Genomic DNA, 20058 nt, shown 5'->3' with positions numbered 1-20058 from the left:
CGCAAGCCGACCCAGTGACGACCGATGGCAGGGCCGGTTCCCGAACTCGAGGAGCGAGCGGCCGCGTGCGCGAAGCGACTCGCGGCGGCGGATCGCGTCCTGCTCGCCTCCCACATCGACGCCGACGGGCTGACCAGCGCCGCGATCGCCGCGAGCGCGCTCGAACGCGCGGGCGTCCCGTTCGAGGCGGTCTTCGAGAAGCAACTCGACGCCGAGGCGATCGCGCGGATCGCGGCGACGGACTACGAGACGGTGCTCTTTACGGACTTCGGGAGCGGCCAACTCGACGAGATAACCGACCACGAGCGACGGGGCGCGTTCACGCCCGTCGTCGCGGACCACCACCGGCCCGCCGACGCCGACACCGAGTACCACCTCAACCCGCTGTTGTTCGGCATCGACGGCGCCTCCGAACTGTCCGGCGCCGGCGCGAGTTACGTCCTCGCGCGGGCGCTGGCGGACGTGACCGACGGACGGGCCGCCACGGACGGCGGCACCGCGGCCGACGCGCCCCGGGCGGACAACCGCGACCTCGCCGCGCTGGCCGTCGTCGGCGCCGTCGGCGACATGCAGGCCTCCGGCGGCGAACTGCGCGGCGCGAACGCGGCCATCGTCGAGGAGGGCGAGGCGGCCGGCGTCCTCGAAACCGCGACCGACCTCGCGCTCTACGGGAAACAGACCCGGCCGCTCCCGAAACTGCTCGAGTACGCCACGGACGTCCACGTCCCCGGCATCTCGAACGACGCGGGCGGCGCGTTGCGCTTTCTCGACGGTCTCGACCTCGAGTTGAAACGCGACGGCGAGTGGCGCCGCTGGGCCGACCTGACCGGCGAGGAGAAACGGCGGGTCGCGAGCGCGCTCGTCCAGCGGGCGGTTTCGAGCGGCGTCCCCGCGAGCAAGATCGACGACCTCGTCGGCACCTCCTACGTCCTGAGCCGGGAGCCGGTCGGCACCGAACTCCGGGACGCAAGCGAGTTCTCCACGCTGCTGAACGCCACCGCGCGCTACGAGCGCGCCGACGTCGGCCTCGGGGTCTGTCTGGGCGACCGCGCCGAGGCGCTCGAACGCGCGCGCAAACTCCTGCGCGAGCACCGGCGGAACCTCTCGGCGGGGATCGACCTCGTCACGAGCGAGGGCGTCACCCACGAGGAGCACGTCCAGTGGTTCCACGCGGGCGACCGAATCCGGGAGACGATCGTCGGCATCGTCGCGGGGATGGCCCTCGGCAACGGCGGCATCAGCCGGGAGAAGCCGATCGTCGCGTTCGCGGAGAAGCGCGACGGGGAGGACGGGGAGGTGAAGGTCTCCGCACGCGGCACCCACGCGCTCGTCCGCCGGGGTCTCGACCTCTCGGCCGTGATGGGCGAGGCCTCGCGGGCGGTCGGCGGCGACGGCGGCGGCCACGACGTCGCGGCCGGCGCGACCGTCCCGAAAGGCGAGGAGGAGGCGTTCGTCGCGCGCGCCGACGAACTCGTCGGCGAGCAACTGTCCTGATCAGGAGCGTTTCATCGACGCCGGCACCGTCGGCACCAGCGGCGCCCGCGACGTGAGCAGGTACGTCGACTTGCGGACCGCGGCCTTGCCGTACTGGACGGCGCTTCGCCGGATCGGCGTGCGCTTCCCGCGGATCTGGGTGCGGCCGTCGAGGATTGCGTCGACGAGGTCGTCGCCGTCGATGTCGGCTTTCCTCGCGCCCCCGCCGGCGGTGACGACCACCTCGGTGTAGGCGCGGCCGACGTTCGGGAGGTAGTGGGCGTCGCTGGCGCCGATCTCGGGGTAGCCGCGGCGGCGGGCGAAGGTGCGCGCGCGGCGGTTCCGGTAGCCGGTGAAGACCATCGAGTTGTACGCCTCGATCGCGTCGGCGTCGGTCAGGTGCCGCTTGCGGACGCCGTGACGGCTGCGCTGGAACGGGTGGGGAACGATGGCGAGCCCGTCGCGGGCGCGGACCTCGGCGACGGTCTCCTCGAACGACTGACCCGGGTCCGGACGCTCCTCGACGCCGATCGCGAGCAGGTGACCGTGACGCGTCGAGACCTCGACGCCCGGGATACCCAGCAGGCCGTACTCCGGGGCGAGGTCGGCCGCTCGCAGCGACTCGCCGATCTCGTCGTGGTCGGTGATCACGACCCCGTCGAGGCCGATGTCGGCGGCGTGTTCGAGGATGAGTTCGATCGGCTCGTGGCCGTCATACGAGTCGTCCGAGTGGACGTGAAAGTCGATAGCGAAGGATGCCCGGGAGGTCATGATCCACCGTTCGAGGTCGGCGTTATCGTAACTACCCGAGTAGCACTCATAAGTTCTCCGTACCGATGCGGACGCGGACGATCAGTCGCGAATTGATATCGCAACATGGCATTTATCGGTGGCCGGCGACCGGGACTCCAGAACCGGCGGCGAAACGCCGTTCGTCCGGTCGACGGGCGTTCGAGGGGGCGAGACCGCGCGACCGCGATTCGGCCGGGCCGAACGAGCCACGCGGACGAACTCGGGGACGGCGAGCCCCAATACATAGTACTATATAGAAAGATGTAGTATCCGGGCCGGTGCTACACCAGTAGCCGGAGGACTTCCGTGAGAGTACGCGCGTCGGAACAACGGTGGTGGAAACGGTCGTGGACGGACGAGCGGCGACCGGGCGGGCGCGGGACCGTTTCGCTCGCCGGGTGCGACGGGACGACCGCCGGGGGCGGACTCCGGCTATGACCGAGTTCGAGTCGCTTCTCCAGGTGGAAGCGGAGGTCGTCAAACTGGTGCTGGCGACGCTGCTCGGGATGTTCCTGGGGCTCGAACGCGAGTGGTCCCAGAAGTCCGCGGGGATCAGGACGTTCGCGCTGATCAGCCTGCTCGCGGCGGTGTTCACGATCCTCGACAGTCAGGCCCTGTTGCTGATCGGCGGGCTGTTGATCATCGCCCAGGCCGTGTTGCTCGCGGTCCAGAGTTTCATCGAGGAGGACGTCGAGGGGCTGTCGCTGACGACCTCCGTCTCGATGCTGGTCGCCTACAGCATCGGCGTGCTGGTCGCCAACGGCCTGTTCATCGAGTCGGTGACGGTGGCGGTGCTCTCGTCGCTGCTGCTGGTGTTGAAGCGCGAACTCCACCAGTTCGCGTGGGGACTCTCCCGCGAGGAGGTACGAAGCGCCGTCGAGTTCGTCATCCTCGCGTTCGTCGTCTACCCCCTCCTCCCCGACGAGACGATCGACCCGTGGGGCGCGATCCAGCCGCGACTCATCTGGTCGCTCGTCATCGCGGTCAGCGCCATCGGCTTCGTCAACTACGTCCTCGTCAAGAAGTACCAGGGCCGGGGGATCGCCGTCACCGGCTTCTTCGGGGGGCTGGTGAACTCGACGGCCGTCGTCGCCGAGATGGGCAAGCGCGCGACGACCCAGTCGGAACTGCTCGGCCTCGCCGTGGGCGCGATCCTGCTGGCGAACGCGGCGATGGCCGTGCGCAACGCGGTCATCGTGGCCGCGTTCGTCCCGGAGTCGGCCGTCGTGATCGGCGTCCCGCTCGGGGCCATCGCGGTCGCGGGCATCGCCGCCGCGATTCGGCAGAGCGACTGGCGGTCGAACTTCGAGGCCGACCTCACGTCGCCGTTCAGCCTCCGTAACGCGTTGACGTTCGGGGCGCTGTTTCTCGTGGTGTTGCTCGCCTCGGTCGGCGCCGAGGACGCCTTCGGCGCCAGCGGCTTCCTCGCGACGACGTTCCTCGCGGGGCTGGTTTCGAGCGGGACCGCCACGACGACGGCCGTCACGCTCGTCAGCACCGGCCAGATCACGAACGACACGGCCGTCGCCGGGGTGATCGTCGGGACGGCCGCGAGCATCCTCGTCAAGACTGTCTTCGCCGCGGGCATCGCCCGCGAACTGGTCCGGCCGGTGCTGTTCTGGAACCTGGTGTTGATCGCCGTGGGCGCGCTCTCCGGGGCGGCCGTCCTGTTTCTCTGATCAGAACTCGAACGTCCGGTCGCCCGGAACGAGGTCGCTGAGCGAGACGTCCCGGAGGGCGGCCTGAACCTCGATCGGGTCGTCCGGATCGTCGACCGTCTCGTGGACGCGGTTCATGCACGCGAGGAGGCCGTCGATCGCGGCACGGCGGGTGGCGACGCGCCCGATCGACTCGGAGACGGAGAGTTCGCCGAGCGGAAGCCGGTAGCGAAGCTCCCAGCACCGCCCGAGACCGAGCGACGGGTGGGAGCGGTCGGCGTCGGTGCGGGCCGCGATCAGTTCGATCGCCGGCCGGACGCGGCGGTACGCGAGGTGTTCCTCGCCGGCGTCGGCCGGCCCCCACCCCGGCGGAAGCGCCTCCGGCGGGATGGGGTGCTGATCGGATGGCATACAGGCGGGGAGTGGCCGGACGAACGTGTGGTCGTTCGGCTTGCGTGGTCACCCCCCGTATGTAGGGAGTGCGTACCGGGTCAGCGAGCCGACGTGTCGGCCACACGGGGACCGATCGTCCGACTTTTGTCCCGTCCGCCCTTCCGTGCGGACATGGCCGACTTCGACCCCGAGAAGTTCGAGGACAAGTACGCCAACTACTTCCCGGAGCTCCAGCAGGCGTACAAGAACGCGTTCAACCGGATGAACGAGCGCTACGACTCCGAGTTGATCCACGGCATCGACCAGTTCGTCCTCAACGAGAGCGAACCCTTCTACGAGGGCGACGGCGAGTTCCGCATCGAACTCCCCGACGAGCCCTACGAGCGCCTGCAGGGCGTGCTCGTCGACCGCGAGAAGTTCGAGTCCGTCCTCGAAACCTACATCGAGGAGATCGAACGCGAACTTCGGCGCGTCTTCGGGTTCGCCTGACCGGAGCCGAAGCCAAAGTACGGCCGAACGGGCACGACGGAAGGTTTAGGGAGGCTCGTACCCAAGGCGGGTACATGAGCACCGAGAGCCAGGACGGAGACGACCTCGAGGAGCGCGTCGCCAACTTCCTGCGGCGTAACTTCCCGCAGATCCAGATGCACGGCGGTAGCGCGGCCATCCAGGACATCGACCGCGAGACCGGCGAGGTAAGCATCGCCCTCGGCGGCGCCTGCAGCGGCTGTGGCATCTCGCCGATGACGATCCAGGCGATCAAGAGCCGGATGGTCAAGGAGATCCCCGAGATCGAGCAGGTCCACGCCCACACCGGCATGGACGGCGGCATGGGCGGCGGTGGCGGCGGTGGCGGGATGAGCCCGTCGTTCCCCGGCCACAGCACCGACGACGACGACGGCGAGGACGACGAAGGCCCGCAGGCTCCCTTCTAGTTACCGCAGTTCTCGTCCCCGCTCCCACGTCCGGATCAGCGCCGCCAGCGTCTCGTTCGTCGGCGCGTCGAGCCCACGGGCCGTCGCCCGGTCGACCACGTAGCCGCTGATGGCGTCGATCTCGGTTCGCCGGCCGGCGAGGACGTCCTGACGCATCGAGGACGTGTTCGTCGCCGTCGCCGCGGCGACCTCGGCGAGCGCGGCCAGCGCCTCGCGGTTCGAGAGGGCGACGTCGTGCGCGCGGGCGACGCGGGCGGTCTCCCGCGCGGCGGCCCGAGAGAGGTCCCGCGCCGGTTCGCGACGCACCGCGCCGTTCTCCGTCGCCGTCAGCGCCGTGACGGGGTTGATCCCGGCGTTGACGGCGAGTTTCTCCCACAGTCGCCGGGGCATCTCCTCGCTGACGACCGTCTCGACGCCGGCGCGGGCGAACGCACCTCCCGCGCGCTCGGCGGCCGGCGAGGGGCCGCCCTCCCGGGCCCCGAGGACGACCTCGCCGGTCCCCGTACACTCGACGACCCCCGGCCCCCGGCGGACCGCGCCGTACGTGGCCGTCCCCGCGAGCACCGGCGCGTCGACGTGATCGGCCAGCGTCTCCTCGTTTCCCATCCCGTTTTGCAGCGAGCAGACGGCGTCGAACGCGCCCGTCGCGAGGGCCCGGGCCGCCGCCTCGGTGTCGAAGGCCTTGACCGTCACCACCGCGAGGTCGGCGTCGAGTCCGCGGCCGTCGGTCGTCGCCGACGGGCGGACCACTCCCTCGACCTCCCCTTCGAGGCGCAGTCCGTCCTCGCGGACCGCGGCGGCGTGGGCCTCGCGGGCGACCAGCGTGACGTCGTGTTCGCGCGCGAGGAGGCCGCCGACGAGGCTCCCGAGGCTCCCCGCGCCGAAGACGACGATCTCCATGTGAGACGGTGGCGCGAGCGGCGGTAAAACCGTTTTCGTCCGCGACGCGCGCTCGCCGCCGCTGACGACCGTCTCGACGCGTCAGTCCGTCCGGCGGCGAACCGCGCGAAATCGGCGATAAACTAGAATGCGCTATATCAAAGGGGGCGTGGTAGCCGATCGGCTGGGCGAGCGCGTCGGTCCGCGACGGACCGACCGTCCGGCCGGGGAGGTGGGACATCGGCGAGACGACGAGAACGGGCGGCGAGCGGTCAGTCCTCGGTCCAGTACATCAGGTTCTCCTTCCGGGTGCCGCAGTTGGGACACTCCTCGGGAAGGCCCCCCTCGATGTCGCCCATCTCGCCGCACTCGGTGCAGCGCCACATCAGGTGCGCCTCGCCGAACTCGTGGCCCGAGCGGGCGTGCTCGACGCTCATCGCCTCCGCGCCCTCGCGGGTCGTCACGAAGAAACCGCTGCGCTCGAAGCCGCGGACCCGTCCCAGTTCGTTACCGTCCTCGTCGTAGACCCGCTGTCCGAAGTCGACCTCGTGGACGTCCTTTAGGGCCTCCTCCTCCCCCTCTCTGGCCGGAGTCTCACCCGTTTCGACCATGGTCGACTTCCCACCGCGAACGTCGATAAAGCCCCGGCGCGCATTGTGCGAGAGCGACTCGGCGGCGACGCGGCACGCGAGAACCGGCCGGCTTCCGGCCGACGACCGTCACATGAAGTCGGCGATCCCGGACTGCTTGTTTTTGTCGTTCTCGAAAATGCTTTCGAGGGACTTGCTGAGCACTTCGAGGCGCTGTTTCGTGTAGTCGCGACAGCCGTACTCCTCGGCGACCTCGATCGCCGTCTGCATGTACTTGTTCACCGATCCCTGGTGGACGGTGAGGTTCACCCGGCCGCCACACTCCCGGCAGTTCTCCGTGAGGGGCATCCGGCGGAACTTCTCGCCGCAGTCGAGACACCGCGTCTCCTGCCGGGAGAACGCCCGCAGGTTGCCGATCAGGTCCGGCAGGAAGTGGTACTCGATGACGCGCTCGGCGACGTCGGTCTCGTCGACCGCTTCGAGTTTCCGCGCGAGTTCTAGCTGGGCGTCCATCTTCTCCATCATCGAACCGAGCGTCTTGTACGCCGAGAGGTCCGGCCCCATCGCGACGTCGGTCGTGTCGTGGGTGTGCGCGAAGCCGGTGTACTCGCGGTCGGTGCCGAGGGTGTCCTCGGCGATCTCGATCTCGACCGCGCCGGGATCGGCCTCCTCCAGCGTGGCCTCGTAGAACTCGCGGGGATACCGCGAGACGACGTCCATGTTGTGGGCCTCGTCGTCGATCTCGGAGGGGTCGATGCGCGAGGACATGACCAGAGGCGCGTCCATCGATCCGCCCCGCTTATCTGGCAAGTATTTGATGCTAAAATTCAATAGCCCGTCCATGAGAAGCATCACGCAATCCTCGTCACCGTCGCAATTCCGCCGTTTTGCGGCGTGGAAGAACGGATGAGCGTATCCGACCGCTGCGCTCGTAAATCCGATCACTCTCCCGACAGTTGCGGCCGACGTGTGCGGCGCCATCCCGAAGACGAGTTCGCCGACGAGGTCGTCGCGCTCCTCGAACTCGTAGAACGGGTCGAGGCCGTAGTAGTTCTCGAGGAGGTCGTCGATGAAGTTCGCGGTCTGCAGCATGTGCTCGGCCGCGCCGTCCGAGAGGACGACGTCCTGGACTTTGAGTTCGACCAGTTGGTCCCCGTGGGTCAGGGGTTCGCCGTGAATGTCCTCCTCGTATCCCAGCGCCTGCAGTTGGCCGACCGTGACGTCGAGTTCGCTCGCGCGGACGGCGGTCACGGGGAGGTCGGTCATGTCGTAGCGGACGGTGCCGTCCTTGAACGCGCTCACGTCGTGTTTCGCCCGGAGGATCCCCTTCTCCATCGGCTCGGGGATCTTGTCCGTCGAGGTGAGCCCCTTGACGCCCTTGAGTATCTCGAAGGCGTTCTCGCGCTCGCCGACGGACTCCAGGGCGTCGCGGTAGACCTCGTGGACGTCGACCTCGCGAGTCTCGACGCAGGTGGCCTCGACCTCACAGCGGTCGCACTCGACGCGGCCGGCCTCGTCGGGTTCGACGCGGCGGTCGCAGTCGGGACAGCGGTAGTCGGGCGTCGTCCGCTCGCCACAGTCCGGACAGCGGTTCTCGAACGTCTCCGTCCCGCAACTCGGACAGCGCTGGCGGCCGACCTGCACCTCGACGACGCCGGGCGTGTCGGACATCGTCTCGGCGTGTTTGCCGGCCGCGGCGACGTCGCGCTGGGCGCCGCCGGCCTCGCCGATCGGGAACAGGGTGTGGACCGGCGGGCTGAGGTCCCGTCGCTCGGACTTCTCGGGGCGACCCATCCGGTTGCCGATCCGGGTGGGCGCCCGCTCGCGGACGGTGAAGGGGGCGACCTCGTTTACGGCCTCGACGGCGTTGTCCCCCTCGCGCTCGACGCCCCACGTTCGTGCCCGCTCCGAGAGGTCGTCGTCGCTCCACGTGCGTTCGAGGTCCTCGGTCAGCCCCAGCGTGCGGACGAACGGCATCGGGTCGTCGACCTCGATCCGGTCGCCCTCGCGCTGGCGGTGCTCGACGACGACCGCTTCGAGGGCGTCCCGGGTCGCCTCGCGCCACTCCAGCACGAGCGTCCCGTCCTCGATCCGGCCGTCCGCGACCGCGTCGGCGAGGTCACGGAAGGACTCGACCGGGAGGTCGTGCCACTGGTAGGTGTAGTCGGGGTGCAGCGGCGCGTCGTACGCGGTCGCCCACTCGACGGCGCGCTCGGCCGTCGGGTGTTCGAGGTCGACGCCCGGATCGTCCCGCAGCGCCTGGACGTCGGCGCCGGCCGCTTCGAGGTCCTGAACCCACCACTCGTAGACGTAGGAGGCGGGCGCGAGCGGGTGGTTGTTCTCGACGAACTCGCCGTAGTTGACGAGGTACTCGCCCGCGTCGAGGATCTTCTCGACGCCGTTTCGCACTTCGAGGGCCTCGTCGACGTCGTCGATCCGGCGGACGTCGCCGTTCGCGAGTCGGACGGTCGGCCCCTCGATGGTGTCGACGGGGACGACCCCCGCCGCCTTGCCCGGCCGTTCGGTCTTGATCTGGGTGCCGGTGGCGAGGAAGTCGTCGAGCAGGTGCATCGCCGCGGGGTGGACGCCCGCGGTCGCGAAGCCGTGGTTGCGCGCGCGGCCGTATCGCAGGCGAAAGCCGCCCTTCGCACAGGGGTGAGAGAAGACCGGCCGGCCGGCGATCAGGTCCCGGAGGTACTTCGTGGCGGGTTCGACGCGGGGCGGCCCGCCGGGGTCGTCGGACGCGGGGCCGTCAGCGCCGCTGTCGGCGTCGTCAGCCGTCCCGTCGCCGTCGTCGGCCCCCTCACCTCCCTCGTCGCCGTCGTCCTCGGCCGCGTCGTCGTAGGTGCCGTCGATGAGGTCCTGGAGCCACGGCCAGTCGACCTCGTCGAGTTGCGAGGTGTACCGCTGGATCTTCGGCGCCTTCAGCGCGATCCCTTCGGCCATGACGAGGCACATCCCGCCGCGGGCGGAGTTGGTGTCCACCCGTTCGAGGTCCCGATAACCGGAGACCTCCTCGTCGCCGGTCGCCTCCCCGTCGAGCATGATGGGGAGGTGTTCCGCGATGAACTTCGTCTCCTCGTCCTTCGGGGAGTACTGCAGGCCGGTCTCCTTGTCGTAGAGGGCGACCTCCTCGGCGTAGCGTTCTACCTCCTCCTCGCGGGCGTCGTACTGCTCCAGACCGACGAGCGCGCGCGTGTAGTCGGCGACGAGCACCGACAGCGCCTGTGCGGTCCCGCCCGCCGACCGGATGGGGCCGGCGTAGTAGACGTTGACGAACTCCGTGCCGTCGCCGTTCTCCAGGATCTCGACCCTGTCGATGCCCTCGATGGGGGCGGCGACGACCCCCTCCGTGAGCAGGGCGACCGCCGTCCGGACGGCGCCCTCGACCTTGCCCGCTCTCGTCTCGTAGTCGCCGACGGTCCCCTCGGCGAAGTCCTTCGCGAGTTCGAGCGCGGCCTCCTCGCGGGACATCTCCCCTTCGAGTTCGCGCACGCGCTCGGCGACGCCGTCGATGCCGAGGATGTTCTCGACGCGGTCGGCCATGTCCTGGGCGACCGGAATCTCGACTTCGGGTTCGGGGTCGGCGCCGCGTCCTTTCGCGCGCTCGGCGACGTCGAACGCCTCGTCGAGGCGGCGCTCCAGCCGCCGGAAGTAGCGTTCGTCTGCCTCGCGCATGTCAGAGCCAGAGGTCGAGGTCGGTGGTCTCGTCGTGGGCGCGCTCCAGCGGGTCCTCGAAGACGCGCATGTGGACCTCGCCGGCGAAGACCGTCGCGGCGTTCAGGTGGCCCGCGACCGCCTCGCCGTCGGGCCGCGAGAGCACCGCGTGGGTGTGTGCGAACCGCTCGCCATCGAGCAACGAGACGTTACCGACGCAGCTGGCCACCTCCAGTGGCTCGTCGAACTCGATCGGACGGTACTCGAGGTCGTCCTGATCGTAGAACCAGAGTTCGGCGTCCTGGACGGCGCCGAGCGCGGTGAACCAGGCGGCGTCGGCGCCGACCTCGTCGGCGAGGGACTCGATCTCCGCCCGCCAGTCCGCCCCCGTCTCGAGGCGGGCGACGTACGCCGCTTCCGTGTCGACGGCCCTGTAGTGCATATCGGTCGTGTACGTCGCCGAGGGAAAAGAACTATCGTTCGGCCGCGGTCGTGGCGGTCGTGATCGATTAGCGAATGGTAAGCAACCATTTGCGTCCAGTACCCTACTGATACCAAAATAGGAGTACTGTAACTATTGATCAAAATGGTGTCCGACCAGTTCAGCCCGACCCGACGGGCGCTCCTCGCGTCAGGCGTAGCGACCACGGCCGCCCTCGCCGGCTGTTTCGGCGGTCAGGACGACGACGGCGACGGCGGCGACGGCGGCGGCGACGGCGGCGACGGCGACGGCGGTCAGGCCGCCGCGTCACAGGGAGAGGCCGGCCGCCTCGTCTACACCCAGGAGATCAGGCCGGACGGCGACTTCGACCCGATCGTCACGTTCGACGCCTACAGCGCCCAGATCAACAGCCAGGTCTACGACGGGCTGTACGAGTACGACTTCGACCTGCAGCCCCAGCCGAAACTGGCCGCCGGCGAGCCCGAGGTGGAACGCGACGGACAGCGGTACATCGTCGAACTCGTCGAGGGCGCGCAGTTCCACAACGGCGACCCGGTCACGGCCGAGGACGTCGTCCACACGTTCACCGCGCCGATCGAGGAGGAGACCGAGAACCTGCCGACCTACGAGATGGTCGACGTCGAAGGCACCGAGGCTATCGACGAGCGGACGGCGCAGATCGACCTCGAGTTCCCGTACGGCGCGTTCGCCGAGATACAGCTGGCCTCCACCATCGTCAACGCGGAGGTCCGACAGGAGGACCCGGACGCGTACAACACCGATCCGATCGGATCGGGTCCGTTCACGTTCGAGGAGTACGCGCCCGACGAGTACATCGAACTCGCACGCTGGGACGACTACTGGGACGAGCCGGTTCCCGAACTCGAGAGCGTCCGGTTCGAGGCCGCGGAGGACGACGCCGGCCGCGTCTCGCAGATCCTCGCCGGCGACACCGACGCCATCGCGACCGTCCCGCCCGCCGACTGGGACCAGATCGACGCCGAGGAAGGCATCGAGACGTACCGGGCCGAGAGCCCGTCGTACATGTACGTCGCGTTCAACTGCAACGAGGGCGGCACCACCGATCCGGACGTCCGCCGCGGCGTCTCCCACGCGTTCTCGGTCACGGAGTTCGTCGACGCCAACCTCGGCGAGAGCGCGATTCCGCTGTCGACGCCGATCCCGCCGATCGTCGACGGACTGGGCTGGGACTTCCCGATGGAGGAGTGGAACGAGGCCGCGCCCTCGTACGACCCGGAGCGCGCCCAGGAACTCCTCGACGGGGCCGCCCCGAGCGGCTGGAACCCGACGATCATCGTGCCGCCGGACGACGTCCGGATCGCCCTCGGGGAACTGATCGCCGCGCGGCTGAACGAACTCGGCTACGAAGCACAGGTCCAGAGTCTGGACTTCGCGACCCTCGGTGAGACGTACACCACCGGGAACGCCGACGACTACGAGATGTACATCCTCGGCTGGACCGGCGGTCCGGACCCCGACGTCTACCTCTACAACCTGTTCCACGAGGACAACGCGGGCATCTCGCAGGGTCACTACTACCAGGGAAGCGAGGACTTCCACGACAACATCCTCCAGGCCCGCCAGACGGCCGACCAGGAGGAGCGCCGCGAACTGTACACCGACGTCATCGACGAAATCGTCGAGCAGGTGCCCGTCCGGCCCGTCTACTCGCCGTACAACACGATGGCCGCACAGAGCTACGTACAGGACCTCCAGGCACACCCCGCGGTCGCGTACAACCCGCGGCTCGTCTCCGAGGACAACAACGTCTCCGTCGAGTAGCGAGCGGGGTACCCGCGACGAGCGACCGCCGGCGGTCGCCGGCCGCCGGCCGCGCCGTCGCCCGATAATCCACCATGAGTCTGCTCAGGTACACGGCCTACCGGCTGTTGCAGGCGATTCCGGTCCTGATCGGTATCTCCCTCATCACGTTCGTCCTCGTGAACCTCGCGCCGGGCGATCCGGTACAGATCATGCTCCAGGGCCAGCAGGTCAACGAGGAACTCATCAGAACCATCGAGCGCCGCTACGGCCTCGACCAGCCGCTGCACGTCCGGTACTGGAACTACATGACCGGGCTCGCGCAGGGCGACCTCGGCCACAGCATCCACCGCGACCGGCCGGTCTCGGAGCTGATGGTCGAGCGGGCCGGTCCGACGCTGCTGCTGGTGCTGTCGGCGTACGTGTTCGCGCTCCTGACGGCGATTCCGCTCGGGATCGTCGCGGCGAACCGGCGCAACAAGCCGGCCGACCACGTCTCCCGGATCGTCGCGCTGATCGGCGTCTCGACGCCGTCGTTCTGGATCGGCATCATGCTCATCATCATCTTCGCCGTCCGCCTCAACGTCCTCCCGTCGGCCGGCCTCGTCTACCCGTGGCGGCCGCCGGAGGCGTACGGCTACTCGGGGTACGGCGAGCACCTCTACCAGACGGTCAGACACCTCGTCCTGCCGATGATCGCGCTCGGGACGCTCCAGATGGCGACGCTGATGCGCGTCGAGCGCACCCAGATGATCGAGTCGCTCCAGCAGGAGTACGTCAGGCTCGCGCGCGCCTACGGCGTCCCCGAGCGGACGATCCTGCGGAAACACGCGTTCCGGTCGGCCCAGCTACCGATCATCACCATCGTCGGCCTCAACCTCTCGACGGCGCTCGGCGGCGCGGTGCTGATCGAGACCGTCTTCGCGATCAACGGGATGGGCCGGCTGTTCATCGAGGCGATCCAGCAACTCGATTACCAGCTCGTGATGGGGATCACGCTCGTGCTGGGGTTCATGTTCGTCGTCGGCGTCATCGTGACGGACATCTCCTACGCGTACGTCGATCCCCGGGTCACCTACGGAGACCGTGAGTAACATGGCACAGGCCGAATCCCAACTCGACGAATCGGGCGGCGACGTGGACGAGGAGGTCGAGGCGCGGGTCGGGTGGCGCTACACCCTCGCGAAGATCCGCCGGGACGCGACGGCCCGGATCGGCCTCTACATCGTGGCGGCCGTCCTGTTCGTCGCGGCGTTCGCGGCGGTGGACAGCAACCTCTCGCGGCTGACCTTCGGGGCGTTCGAGGACTTCACGGCCGCGGAGGCGCTGCCGATCTTCGACCACCCGACGAAGATCCCGCCGCCGGGCGAGGGCGAGCGGAACGTGCCGCCGGCGTTCCTCGACGGCGGCACGTGGTCGTACCCGCTCGGGACCGACCCGCAGGGGCGGGACTACTTCACGCGCATCGTCTACGGCTCGCAGGTGTCGGTCAGCGTCGGCCTCGCCTCGACCGGCATCGGCCTCCTCGGCGGGACGATCGTCGGCGCGATCGCGGGCTACTACGGCGGCTGGATCGACGACGTCCTGATGCGCGGCGTCGAGACGCTGTACGCGATCCCGCCGCTCGTGCTCATCATCGTCTTCACGGTGTTCGTCAGCGGCGGGAACCCGGACATCCAGTACGCCGTCATCGGCGTCGGGCTGGCGTTCATCCCGGTGTTCGCCCGGATCATCCGCAGTCGGGTGCTCTCCGTGCGGGAGATGGACTACATCGAGGCCGCCCGGGCCGCCGGCGTCCGCGACCGCGAGATCATCCGCAGACACGTCATCCCCAACAGCTTCGCGCCGGTGCTGGTGTACGCGACGCTACAGATCGGCGTGACGATCCTCATCGTCGCCGGCCTCTCGTTTCTCGGCTACGGCGCCCAGCCGCCGACGCCCGACTGGGGAGAGATGCTCCGGATCGCCCACGGGAGGTACATGCACTCGAACATCTGGCTGTCGATCTGGCCCGGCCTCGCCATCCTCGTGACCATCATGGGGTTCAACCTGTTCGGCGACGGCCTCCAGGACGCCCTCGATCCCCGAATCGAAGAGTGACCATGAGCGACGAGCCACTCCTCCGCGTCGAGAACCTCAAGACCCAGTTCTTCACCGAGAGCGGTACCGTCCGCGCCGTCGACGGCATCTCCTTCGATGTCCGCGAGGGCGAGATCGTCGGCCTCGTCGGCGAGTCCGGCGCGGGCAAGAGCGTCGCGTCGATGAGCCTCCTGCGGCTGGTCGAGAGCCCCGGGGAGATCGTCGACGGCGAGATCACCTACCGGGGCGAGACGATCTTCGGCCTCGAGGAGGGGCCGGACGGCGAACTGCGCAAGCGCGACGACATGCTCTCCGAGCGCGAGATCCGCGACCGGATCCGCGGGCGGGAGATCGCCGTCATCTTCCAGGACCCGATGGAGTCGCTGAACCCGGTGTTCACCGTCGGCGGTCAGCTCCGGGAGTTCATCGAACTCAACCGCGGCCTCCCGACGTCGGAGGCGAAGACCGAGGCGGTCCGGATGCTCCGCGAGGTCGGCATCCCCGACCCCGAGGAGCGATACGACGAGTACCCCCACCAGTTCTCCGGCGGGATGCGCCAGCGGGTGTTGATCGCGATGGCGCTCGCCTGCGAGCCGAGCCTCATCATCGCCGACGAGCCGACGACGGCCCTCGACGTCACCGTCGAGGGCCAGATCCTCGACCTCGTCGACGACCTCCAGGAGAAGTACGGGACGAGTTTCATCTGGGTGACCCACGACATGGGCGTCGTCGCCGAGATCTGCGACCGCGTCAACGTCATGTACCTCGGCGAGATCGTCGAGCAGGCGCCGGTCGACGAACTGTTCTACGACACCAAACACCCCTACACCGAGGCGCTGCTCGACTCGATGCCCCGCCCCGACCGGACGGTCGACGACCTCGACCCGATCGAGGGCGTGATGCCCGAGGCGATCAACCCGCCGCCGGGCTGTCGGTTCCACCCGCGCTGTCCCGACGCACACGAGGTCTGCCGGCGGGTCCACCCCGACCTGCTCGAAGTGGACCGGGCGGGCGAGGAACCCCAGCGCGCCGCCTGCGTGAAACACGACGCCTTCGACGTCGGCTACGACGAGAGCCCCCCGCTCGACGTCGAACCCACGCTGACGGCGGAGGTCGGGGGCGGTGGCGACGGCGGAGGGTCCGAACCCGAGCCCGAACGCCTCAGCGACGGAGGTGACGATGAGTAGCGAGCGCGCCGACCGCACGTGGGGCGACCTCCGGGGCGAGCCGGTACCCGAGGGGGAGACGCTGCTGGAGGTCGAGGGGCTGCGAAAGCACTTCGACGCCGAGTCGGGGCTGCTCGCCGGGTTCAACGTCGAGCCGGATCGGTTCCCGCCGTTCAGCCTCGGGGCCGACCGGGTGAAGGCGGTCGACGGCGTCAACTTCGAGGTCGAACAGGGCGAGACGCTCGGGCTGGTCGGGGAGTCCGGCTGTGGCAAGTCGACGCTCGGGCGGACGATCCTGCGGCTGCTCGAACCGACCGACGGGAGCATCTACTTCAAGGGCGAGGACCTCGCGGCCCTGAGCGGCGAGGCCCTCCGGCAGAGGCGCTCGGAGATCCAGATGATCTTCCAGGACCCCCAGTCGTCGCTGGACCCGCGGATGAAAGTCGGCCAGATCATCGAGGAGCCGATGCGCGCCCACGGGATGCTCGACGACGAGGGCCGCGAGGCCCGCGCGAAGGAGTTACTGGAGAAGGTCGGCCTCGACCCGCGCCACTACAACCGCTATCCGCACGCGTTCTCCGGCGGCCAGCGCCAGCGCGTCAATCTGGCCCGCGCGCTGTCGGTCGACCCCGACTTCATCGTCTGTGACGAACCCGTCTCGGCGCTGGACGTCTCGATTCAGGCGCAGGTGCTGAACACGATGCGCCGCCTGCAGGCGGAGTTCGGCCTCACCTACCTCTTCATCGCCCACGACCTCTCGGTCATCCGGTACATCTCCGACCGGGTCGCCGTGATGTACCTCGGAAAGATCGTCGAACTCGCGGAGAAAGAGGAACTGTTCGAGAACCCGCAACACCCCTACACGGAGGCGCTGCTGGAGTCCATCCCCGTCCCGGACCCCCGATCCGACGGGACCCGCGGGGTCCTCGAAGGGGAGGTGCCGAGCCCGGTCGACCCGCCGTCGGGCTGTCGGTTCCGGACGCGGTGTCCGAAGCTGATCGCGCCCGAGGAGTACGGGCTGACCGACGCCGAGTGGGACGACGCGCGGACGTACCTGCGCGCGGTCGACCGGCGCGCGTTCGAGGCGAAACCCGCGAGCGAGATCCGCCGGGAGTACTTCCCGGACGGGACGCCCGACGGCGAGGCCGGCGAGATCGTCGAGGAGGCGATCCGCCTCGTCGCGGTCGACGGGCCCCGCGAGGAGCGGCCGGACGAGAGCGCGGAGACCGAGGCGTGGAAGGAGGCCGTCGCCTTGCTCACGGAGGCGTTCGCCGAGCGGAGCATCTGCGCCCGGGAGGAACCGGCCTACGAGGTCGAGACGGCGTACGGCGAGGGACGGCACTTCGCGGCCTGTCACCTCAACCGCGACGAACCGATGACGGCCGACGACTGATACCGCTGGTCGTGTATCAGCGGAGGGTGACGGTCGTCGCGTCCCGCGGCCGCCGGTCCGCGGTGGCGACGAACGCCGCGATCTCGTACTCGCCGGGGTCCGGGAGCACCGACTCGTGGTCGTCGCCGGTGCGCTCGAAGCGGCCGCTCCAGACGAACGTGACGCGCTTGGTTTCGCCGGGACGGAACGCGAACTCGGCGGGTTCGGGCCGCGTGTACCGGCGCTCGTCGCTGGCCTCGAGTTCGCCGCCGACACACCACCCCCACAGCCGACGTTCGGGCGTGGGGACGGCGACCGGAACCGGGAGCCGATTGCGGAACGTAACCGACACCTCGACCGGGTCGCCGACGGCGTACGAGTCGCGGTCGGTCTCGACCGAGACCGAGACGGCCCGTCGCGCGAGGGCGGCGGGCACGAACGCGCCGACGAGCGCCGTCAGGGAGTACCGGTCGGCCGCGAGGAGCGGCCGGTCCGTCCCGTCGTCCGTTCGGGCGGGCATCCATCGGTACCGACGACGCGACCCCCGAAAGCGGTGGGGGTCCTCGCTCGGCGAGCGGGGCGACCCGCTACGTATAAACCCGTGCCAGAACCGGCAACTACGCGTGCCCGATCCCACCGGGATATTGGTGCGTACATTGATAGATAAATTAAAGTAATGTCGTCAGATTCGGGTCGGAAACGTTCGAACACGGTAAAGACGTTTTTACCAGATAGAGTGCCTTAGAGTCATTATTTCGGGACTTTCACCGAAGATTGTCACTCATAATATTATATTGGACGAGTGACTATAGTTAGACTGAATTTCAGCAACTCGTATAATCAATTGATAACGTTAGCTTTAACATAGAGCTCTTCGAGTGTGTGAGTATGCCACGGGATTCGACCCTGAAGCGACGACGGTTTCTGAAGGCGACTGGTGGGGCTGCTGGCGCCGCCGCGCTCGCCGGTTGTTTCGGCGGCGACGGTGACGACGGCTCTGACGGCTCGGACGGCGAGGACGGCTCTGACGGCTCGGACGGCTCGGACGGCGGGTCCGGGTCGGACGACAACGTCCTCAACCTCCAGAACTCCACGATGACCTCGCTGGACCCGATCCAGTCGACCGACACCGCGTCGGGGCGGGTCGTCTTGCAGATGTACGAGGGGCTCGCGCACTACCCCGACGGGGTGACCGACGTCGAAGCCATCCTCGCCGAGGACTTCGAGATCTCCGAGGACGGACTGACGTACACGTTCCAGCTGAAAGAGGGCGTGACGTTCCACAACGGCGAGGAGATGACGGCCGACGACTTCGTCTACTCCTGGCGGCGGCTGGCCGAGTCGCCGAACAGCGAGCGCGGGAACTTCATCACCAACGACTCGAGCGCCCTGAACATCGAGTCCGAAGTCGACGACGAGGGAGAGCTCGTCCCCGACAGCCTCGCGGTCGAGGCCGTCGACGACACCACCCTCGAGTTCACGGTCGGCACGCCGCTGCCGAACGCCCTCGAGATCCTCGCGTACGACTCGTTCGCGGTGATCCCCGAAGGGTACGTCGGCGACATCGAGGGGTACGACGGCGAGGTCGACCAGGGCGAGTTCTCGACCGAGGCCCCCGTCGGCACCGGTCCCTTCGAGTTCGACACCTGGAACCCCGACGCCGAGGCGCGCGTCACCCGGTTCGACGACTACCACGGGAGCGTCGCGAACGTCGACGCGGTCCACTGGCAGATCCTCGAAGACGACGAAGCGCGGTACACGGCCGCGATGGAGGGGAGCCTCGACATCTTCACGTTGCCGACCGCCCAGTACGATCCGAGCCTGGTCGACGCCGAGACCGACGACCGCGGCCGCGAGATCGGGACCTACGGGCCCATGGAGAACGGCGAGACCGCCGACTACGTCGGCGTCCCGCAGCTGAGCACGTACTACCTCGCGTTCAACGCGGCGAACACGCCGCGGCCCGTCCGACAGGCGATCGCGTACGTGACCAACCACGACGAGCTGATCACCCAGATCTTCAAGGAGCGCGGCGAGGCGGCGTTTACCTTCCTGCCGCCGGGCGTCTTCCCCGGCGGTCCCGACGCCCGCGACGAGTTCATCCAGGACTACCCCTACGCGGCCAACGAGACCGACCGCGACTCCGCCCGCGAGGTGCTCGAAGATGCGGGCTACACCGAGGACGACCCCTACGAGCTGACGCTGACGACCTACGAGTCCGACGCGTTCCAGGAGTTCGGTCGCCTCACCCGCGACAAGCTCTCCGGGCTCGGCATCGAACTCGAACTCGAGGAGTCGCCGTTCTCGACGCTCATCGAACGCGGCCAGAACGGTGAGCTGCAGTTCTACTCGCTGGGCTGGACCTGGAGCTGGCCCGACCCCGGCTACGGGATGTTCGGCTTCGAACCGGAGAACACCGACACCTCCCGGATGCCCGAGGAGACCAACGGCTACTACCTCGACTGGGACGAGGCGGACTCCGACGCCTCGCAGAAGGCCCAGGAGGCCTGGGAGACCGTCGTCGACAACCCCGAGCCCGACGCGGAGGACGTCCGCAACGAGGCCTACGTCGAGATGGAGGAGGCCATCTGGGAGGACATGGTCTGTATGCCGCTGTACCACCAGGTGATGGAGCAGTTCTACTACGACCACGTCGACGCCGCGCCGTTCGGGGCAATGGGCGAGTACCAGCAGGTCTTCAACGAAGTCTCGCTGAACAACTGACCCCCCTCGAAGGGCCGTCTCCGACCGGTCAGGCCCGCGATACGCTCGGTCGTAATAGTTGCCTTTATTGGAGAGCGCTACACACACAATCGTAGCGTACCAACGAGCTACCCAAA

At 68.6% G+C, this 20058-nt stretch carries 17 protein-coding genes; 10 read left to right on the top strand and 7 right to left on the bottom strand.

What is annotated here, in order from left to right; all coding sequences use genetic code 11:
- The first annotated feature begins 24 nt into the window (after positions 1-24).
- Positions 25-1494 carry a RecJ family nuclease gene (gene recJ / locus NKG98_RS12990; RefSeq protein WP_254766345.1) on the top strand — a complete coding sequence of 490 codons (1470 nt, stop codon included), beginning with the start codon at positions 25-27 and terminating at the stop codon, positions 1492-1494.
- On the opposite strand, the gene NKG98_RS12985 is transcribed toward recJ, so the two are convergent.
- The gene (locus NKG98_RS12985; protein WP_254766344.1) at positions 1495-2244 is read right to left on the bottom strand and encodes a CehA/McbA family metallohydrolase; all 750 of its coding nucleotides are present in this window, start codon (positions 2242-2244) and stop codon (positions 1495-1497) included. It lies immediately after the preceding gene.
- A gap of 455 nt (positions 2245-2699) precedes the next feature.
- Here NKG98_RS12985 and NKG98_RS12980 point away from each other — a divergent pair, with 455 nt between their 5' ends.
- Positions 2700-3944 carry an MgtC/SapB family protein gene (locus tag NKG98_RS12980; protein ID WP_254766343.1) on the top strand — a complete coding sequence of 415 codons (1245 nt, stop codon included), beginning with the start codon at positions 2700-2702 and terminating at the stop codon, positions 3942-3944.
- On the opposite strand, the gene NKG98_RS12975 is transcribed toward NKG98_RS12980, so the two are convergent.
- Positions 3945-4334 (bottom strand): hypothetical protein, encoded by a 390-nt coding sequence (locus NKG98_RS12975; RefSeq protein WP_254766342.1) that lies wholly within the window; start codon positions 4332-4334, stop codon positions 3945-3947.
- Between the two features lie 153 nt (positions 4335-4487).
- On the opposite strand from NKG98_RS12975, the gene NKG98_RS12970 reads away from it, so the two are divergent.
- Positions 4488-4805 (top strand): DUF5783 family protein, encoded by a 318-nt coding sequence (locus tag NKG98_RS12970; protein ID WP_254766341.1) that lies wholly within the window; start codon positions 4488-4490, stop codon positions 4803-4805.
- Positions 4806-4879: 74 nt separating this feature from the next.
- Entirely contained in the window at positions 4880-5251 is a 372-nt protein-coding gene (locus NKG98_RS12965; protein WP_254766340.1) for a NifU family protein, read from the top strand.
- On the opposite strand, the gene NKG98_RS12960 is transcribed toward NKG98_RS12965, so the two are convergent.
- From NKG98_RS12960 to NKG98_RS12945, 4 genes are all read right to left on the bottom strand, one after another.
- Complete coding sequence (locus tag NKG98_RS12960; RefSeq protein ID WP_254766339.1) at positions 5252-6151, bottom strand: ketopantoate reductase family protein; 900 nt, start codon at positions 6149-6151, stop codon at positions 5252-5254.
- A gap of 251 nt (positions 6152-6402) precedes the next feature.
- Positions 6403-6741, bottom strand: coding sequence for a TFIIB-type zinc ribbon-containing protein (locus NKG98_RS12955; RefSeq protein ID WP_254766338.1), 339 nt, complete (start codon positions 6739-6741; stop codon positions 6403-6405).
- Positions 6742-6849: 108 nt separating this feature from the next.
- Positions 6850-10398 (bottom strand): DNA polymerase II large subunit, encoded by a 3549-nt coding sequence (locus tag NKG98_RS12950; RefSeq protein WP_254766337.1) that lies wholly within the window; start codon positions 10396-10398, stop codon positions 6850-6852.
- Between the two features lies 1 nt (position 10399).
- Positions 10400-10819: a PPC domain-containing DNA-binding protein gene (locus tag NKG98_RS12945; protein ID WP_254766336.1), complete on the bottom strand. Its 420-nt coding sequence runs from the start codon at positions 10817-10819 to the stop codon at positions 10400-10402.
- 144 nt (positions 10820-10963) lie between these two features.
- Here NKG98_RS12945 and NKG98_RS12940 point away from each other — a divergent pair, with 144 nt between their 5' ends.
- The 5 genes from NKG98_RS12940 (at position 10964) to NKG98_RS12920 (ending at position 17239) form a co-directional block, all read left to right on the top strand.
- On the top strand, positions 10964-12622 hold the full coding sequence (locus NKG98_RS12940) for an ABC transporter substrate-binding protein (RefSeq protein WP_254766335.1): 1659 nt from the start codon (positions 10964-10966) through the stop codon (positions 12620-12622).
- Between the two features lie 74 nt (positions 12623-12696).
- Positions 12697-13695: an ABC transporter permease gene (locus tag NKG98_RS12935; protein ID WP_254766334.1), complete on the top strand. Its 999-nt coding sequence runs from the start codon at positions 12697-12699 to the stop codon at positions 13693-13695.
- A 1-nt stretch (position 13696) separates the two neighbouring features.
- The gene (locus NKG98_RS12930) at positions 13697-14701 is read left to right on the top strand and encodes an ABC transporter permease (RefSeq protein ID WP_254766333.1); all 1005 of its coding nucleotides are present in this window, start codon (positions 13697-13699) and stop codon (positions 14699-14701) included.
- A gap of 2 nt (positions 14702-14703) precedes the next feature.
- Entirely contained in the window at positions 14704-15867 is a 1164-nt protein-coding gene (locus NKG98_RS12925; protein WP_254766332.1) for an ABC transporter ATP-binding protein, read from the top strand.
- Entirely contained in the window at positions 15860-17239 is a 1380-nt protein-coding gene (locus NKG98_RS12920; RefSeq protein ID WP_254766331.1) for an ABC transporter ATP-binding protein, read from the top strand. Before NKG98_RS12925 ends, NKG98_RS12920 begins: the two co-directional genes overlap by 8 nt.
- Positions 17240-17255: 16 nt before the next feature.
- On the opposite strand, the gene NKG98_RS12915 is transcribed toward NKG98_RS12920, so the two are convergent.
- Positions 17256-17738 carry a DUF7974 family protein gene (locus NKG98_RS12915; RefSeq protein WP_254766330.1) on the bottom strand — a complete coding sequence of 161 codons (483 nt, stop codon included), beginning with the start codon at positions 17736-17738 and terminating at the stop codon, positions 17256-17258.
- Positions 17739-18106: 368 nt separating this feature from the next.
- On the opposite strand from NKG98_RS12915, the gene NKG98_RS12910 reads away from it, so the two are divergent.
- Entirely contained in the window at positions 18107-19942 is a 1836-nt protein-coding gene (locus tag NKG98_RS12910; RefSeq protein ID WP_425504347.1) for an ABC transporter substrate-binding protein, read from the top strand.
- Positions 19943-20058: the final 116 nt, after the last annotated feature.

Origin of the sequence: Salinilacihabitans rarus (assembly GCF_024296665.1) — an archaeon.
Lineage (GTDB): Archaea > Halobacteriota > Halobacteria > Halobacteriales > Natrialbaceae > Salinilacihabitans > Salinilacihabitans rarus.
This window is presented reverse-complemented; position numbering and strand designations above follow the sequence as displayed.

Bases quoted from the DNA above. Each gene is read 5' to 3' on its own strand.
- recJ (WP_254766345.1), top strand. From the start codon at position 25: ATGGCAGGGCCGGTTCCCGAACTCGAGGAGCGAGCGGCCGCGTGCGCG.
- NKG98_RS12985 (WP_254766344.1), bottom strand. From the start codon at position 2,244: ATGACCTCCCGGGCATCCTTCGCTATCGACTTTCACGTCCACTCGGAC.
- NKG98_RS12980 (WP_254766343.1), top strand. From the start codon at position 2,700: ATGACCGAGTTCGAGTCGCTTCTCCAGGTGGAAGCGGAGGTCGTCAAA.
- NKG98_RS12975 (WP_254766342.1), bottom strand. From the start codon at position 4,334: ATGCCATCCGATCAGCACCCCATCCCGCCGGAGGCGCTTCCGCCGGGG.
- NKG98_RS12970 (WP_254766341.1), top strand. From the start codon at position 4,488: ATGGCCGACTTCGACCCCGAGAAGTTCGAGGACAAGTACGCCAACTAC.
- NKG98_RS12965 (WP_254766340.1), top strand. From the start codon at position 4,880: ATGAGCACCGAGAGCCAGGACGGAGACGACCTCGAGGAGCGCGTCGCC.
- NKG98_RS12960 (WP_254766339.1), bottom strand. From the start codon at position 6,151: ATGGAGATCGTCGTCTTCGGCGCGGGGAGCCTCGGGAGCCTCGTCGGC.
- NKG98_RS12955 (WP_254766338.1), bottom strand. From the start codon at position 6,741: ATGGTCGAAACGGGTGAGACTCCGGCCAGAGAGGGGGAGGAGGAGGCC.
- NKG98_RS12950 (WP_254766337.1), bottom strand. From the start codon at position 10,398: ATGCGCGAGGCAGACGAACGCTACTTCCGGCGGCTGGAGCGCCGCCTC.
- NKG98_RS12945 (WP_254766336.1), bottom strand. From the start codon at position 10,819: ATGCACTACAGGGCCGTCGACACGGAAGCGGCGTACGTCGCCCGCCTC.
- NKG98_RS12940 (WP_254766335.1), top strand. From the start codon at position 10,964: ATGGTGTCCGACCAGTTCAGCCCGACCCGACGGGCGCTCCTCGCGTCA.
- NKG98_RS12935 (WP_254766334.1), top strand. From the start codon at position 12,697: ATGAGTCTGCTCAGGTACACGGCCTACCGGCTGTTGCAGGCGATTCCG.
- NKG98_RS12930 (WP_254766333.1), top strand. From the start codon at position 13,697: ATGGCACAGGCCGAATCCCAACTCGACGAATCGGGCGGCGACGTGGAC.
- NKG98_RS12925 (WP_254766332.1), top strand. From the start codon at position 14,704: ATGAGCGACGAGCCACTCCTCCGCGTCGAGAACCTCAAGACCCAGTTC.
- NKG98_RS12920 (WP_254766331.1), top strand. From the start codon at position 15,860: ATGAGTAGCGAGCGCGCCGACCGCACGTGGGGCGACCTCCGGGGCGAG.
- NKG98_RS12915 (WP_254766330.1), bottom strand. From the start codon at position 17,738: ATGCCCGCCCGAACGGACGACGGGACGGACCGGCCGCTCCTCGCGGCC.
- NKG98_RS12910 (WP_425504347.1), top strand. From the start codon at position 18,107: ATGCCACGGGATTCGACCCTGAAGCGACGACGGTTTCTGAAGGCGACT.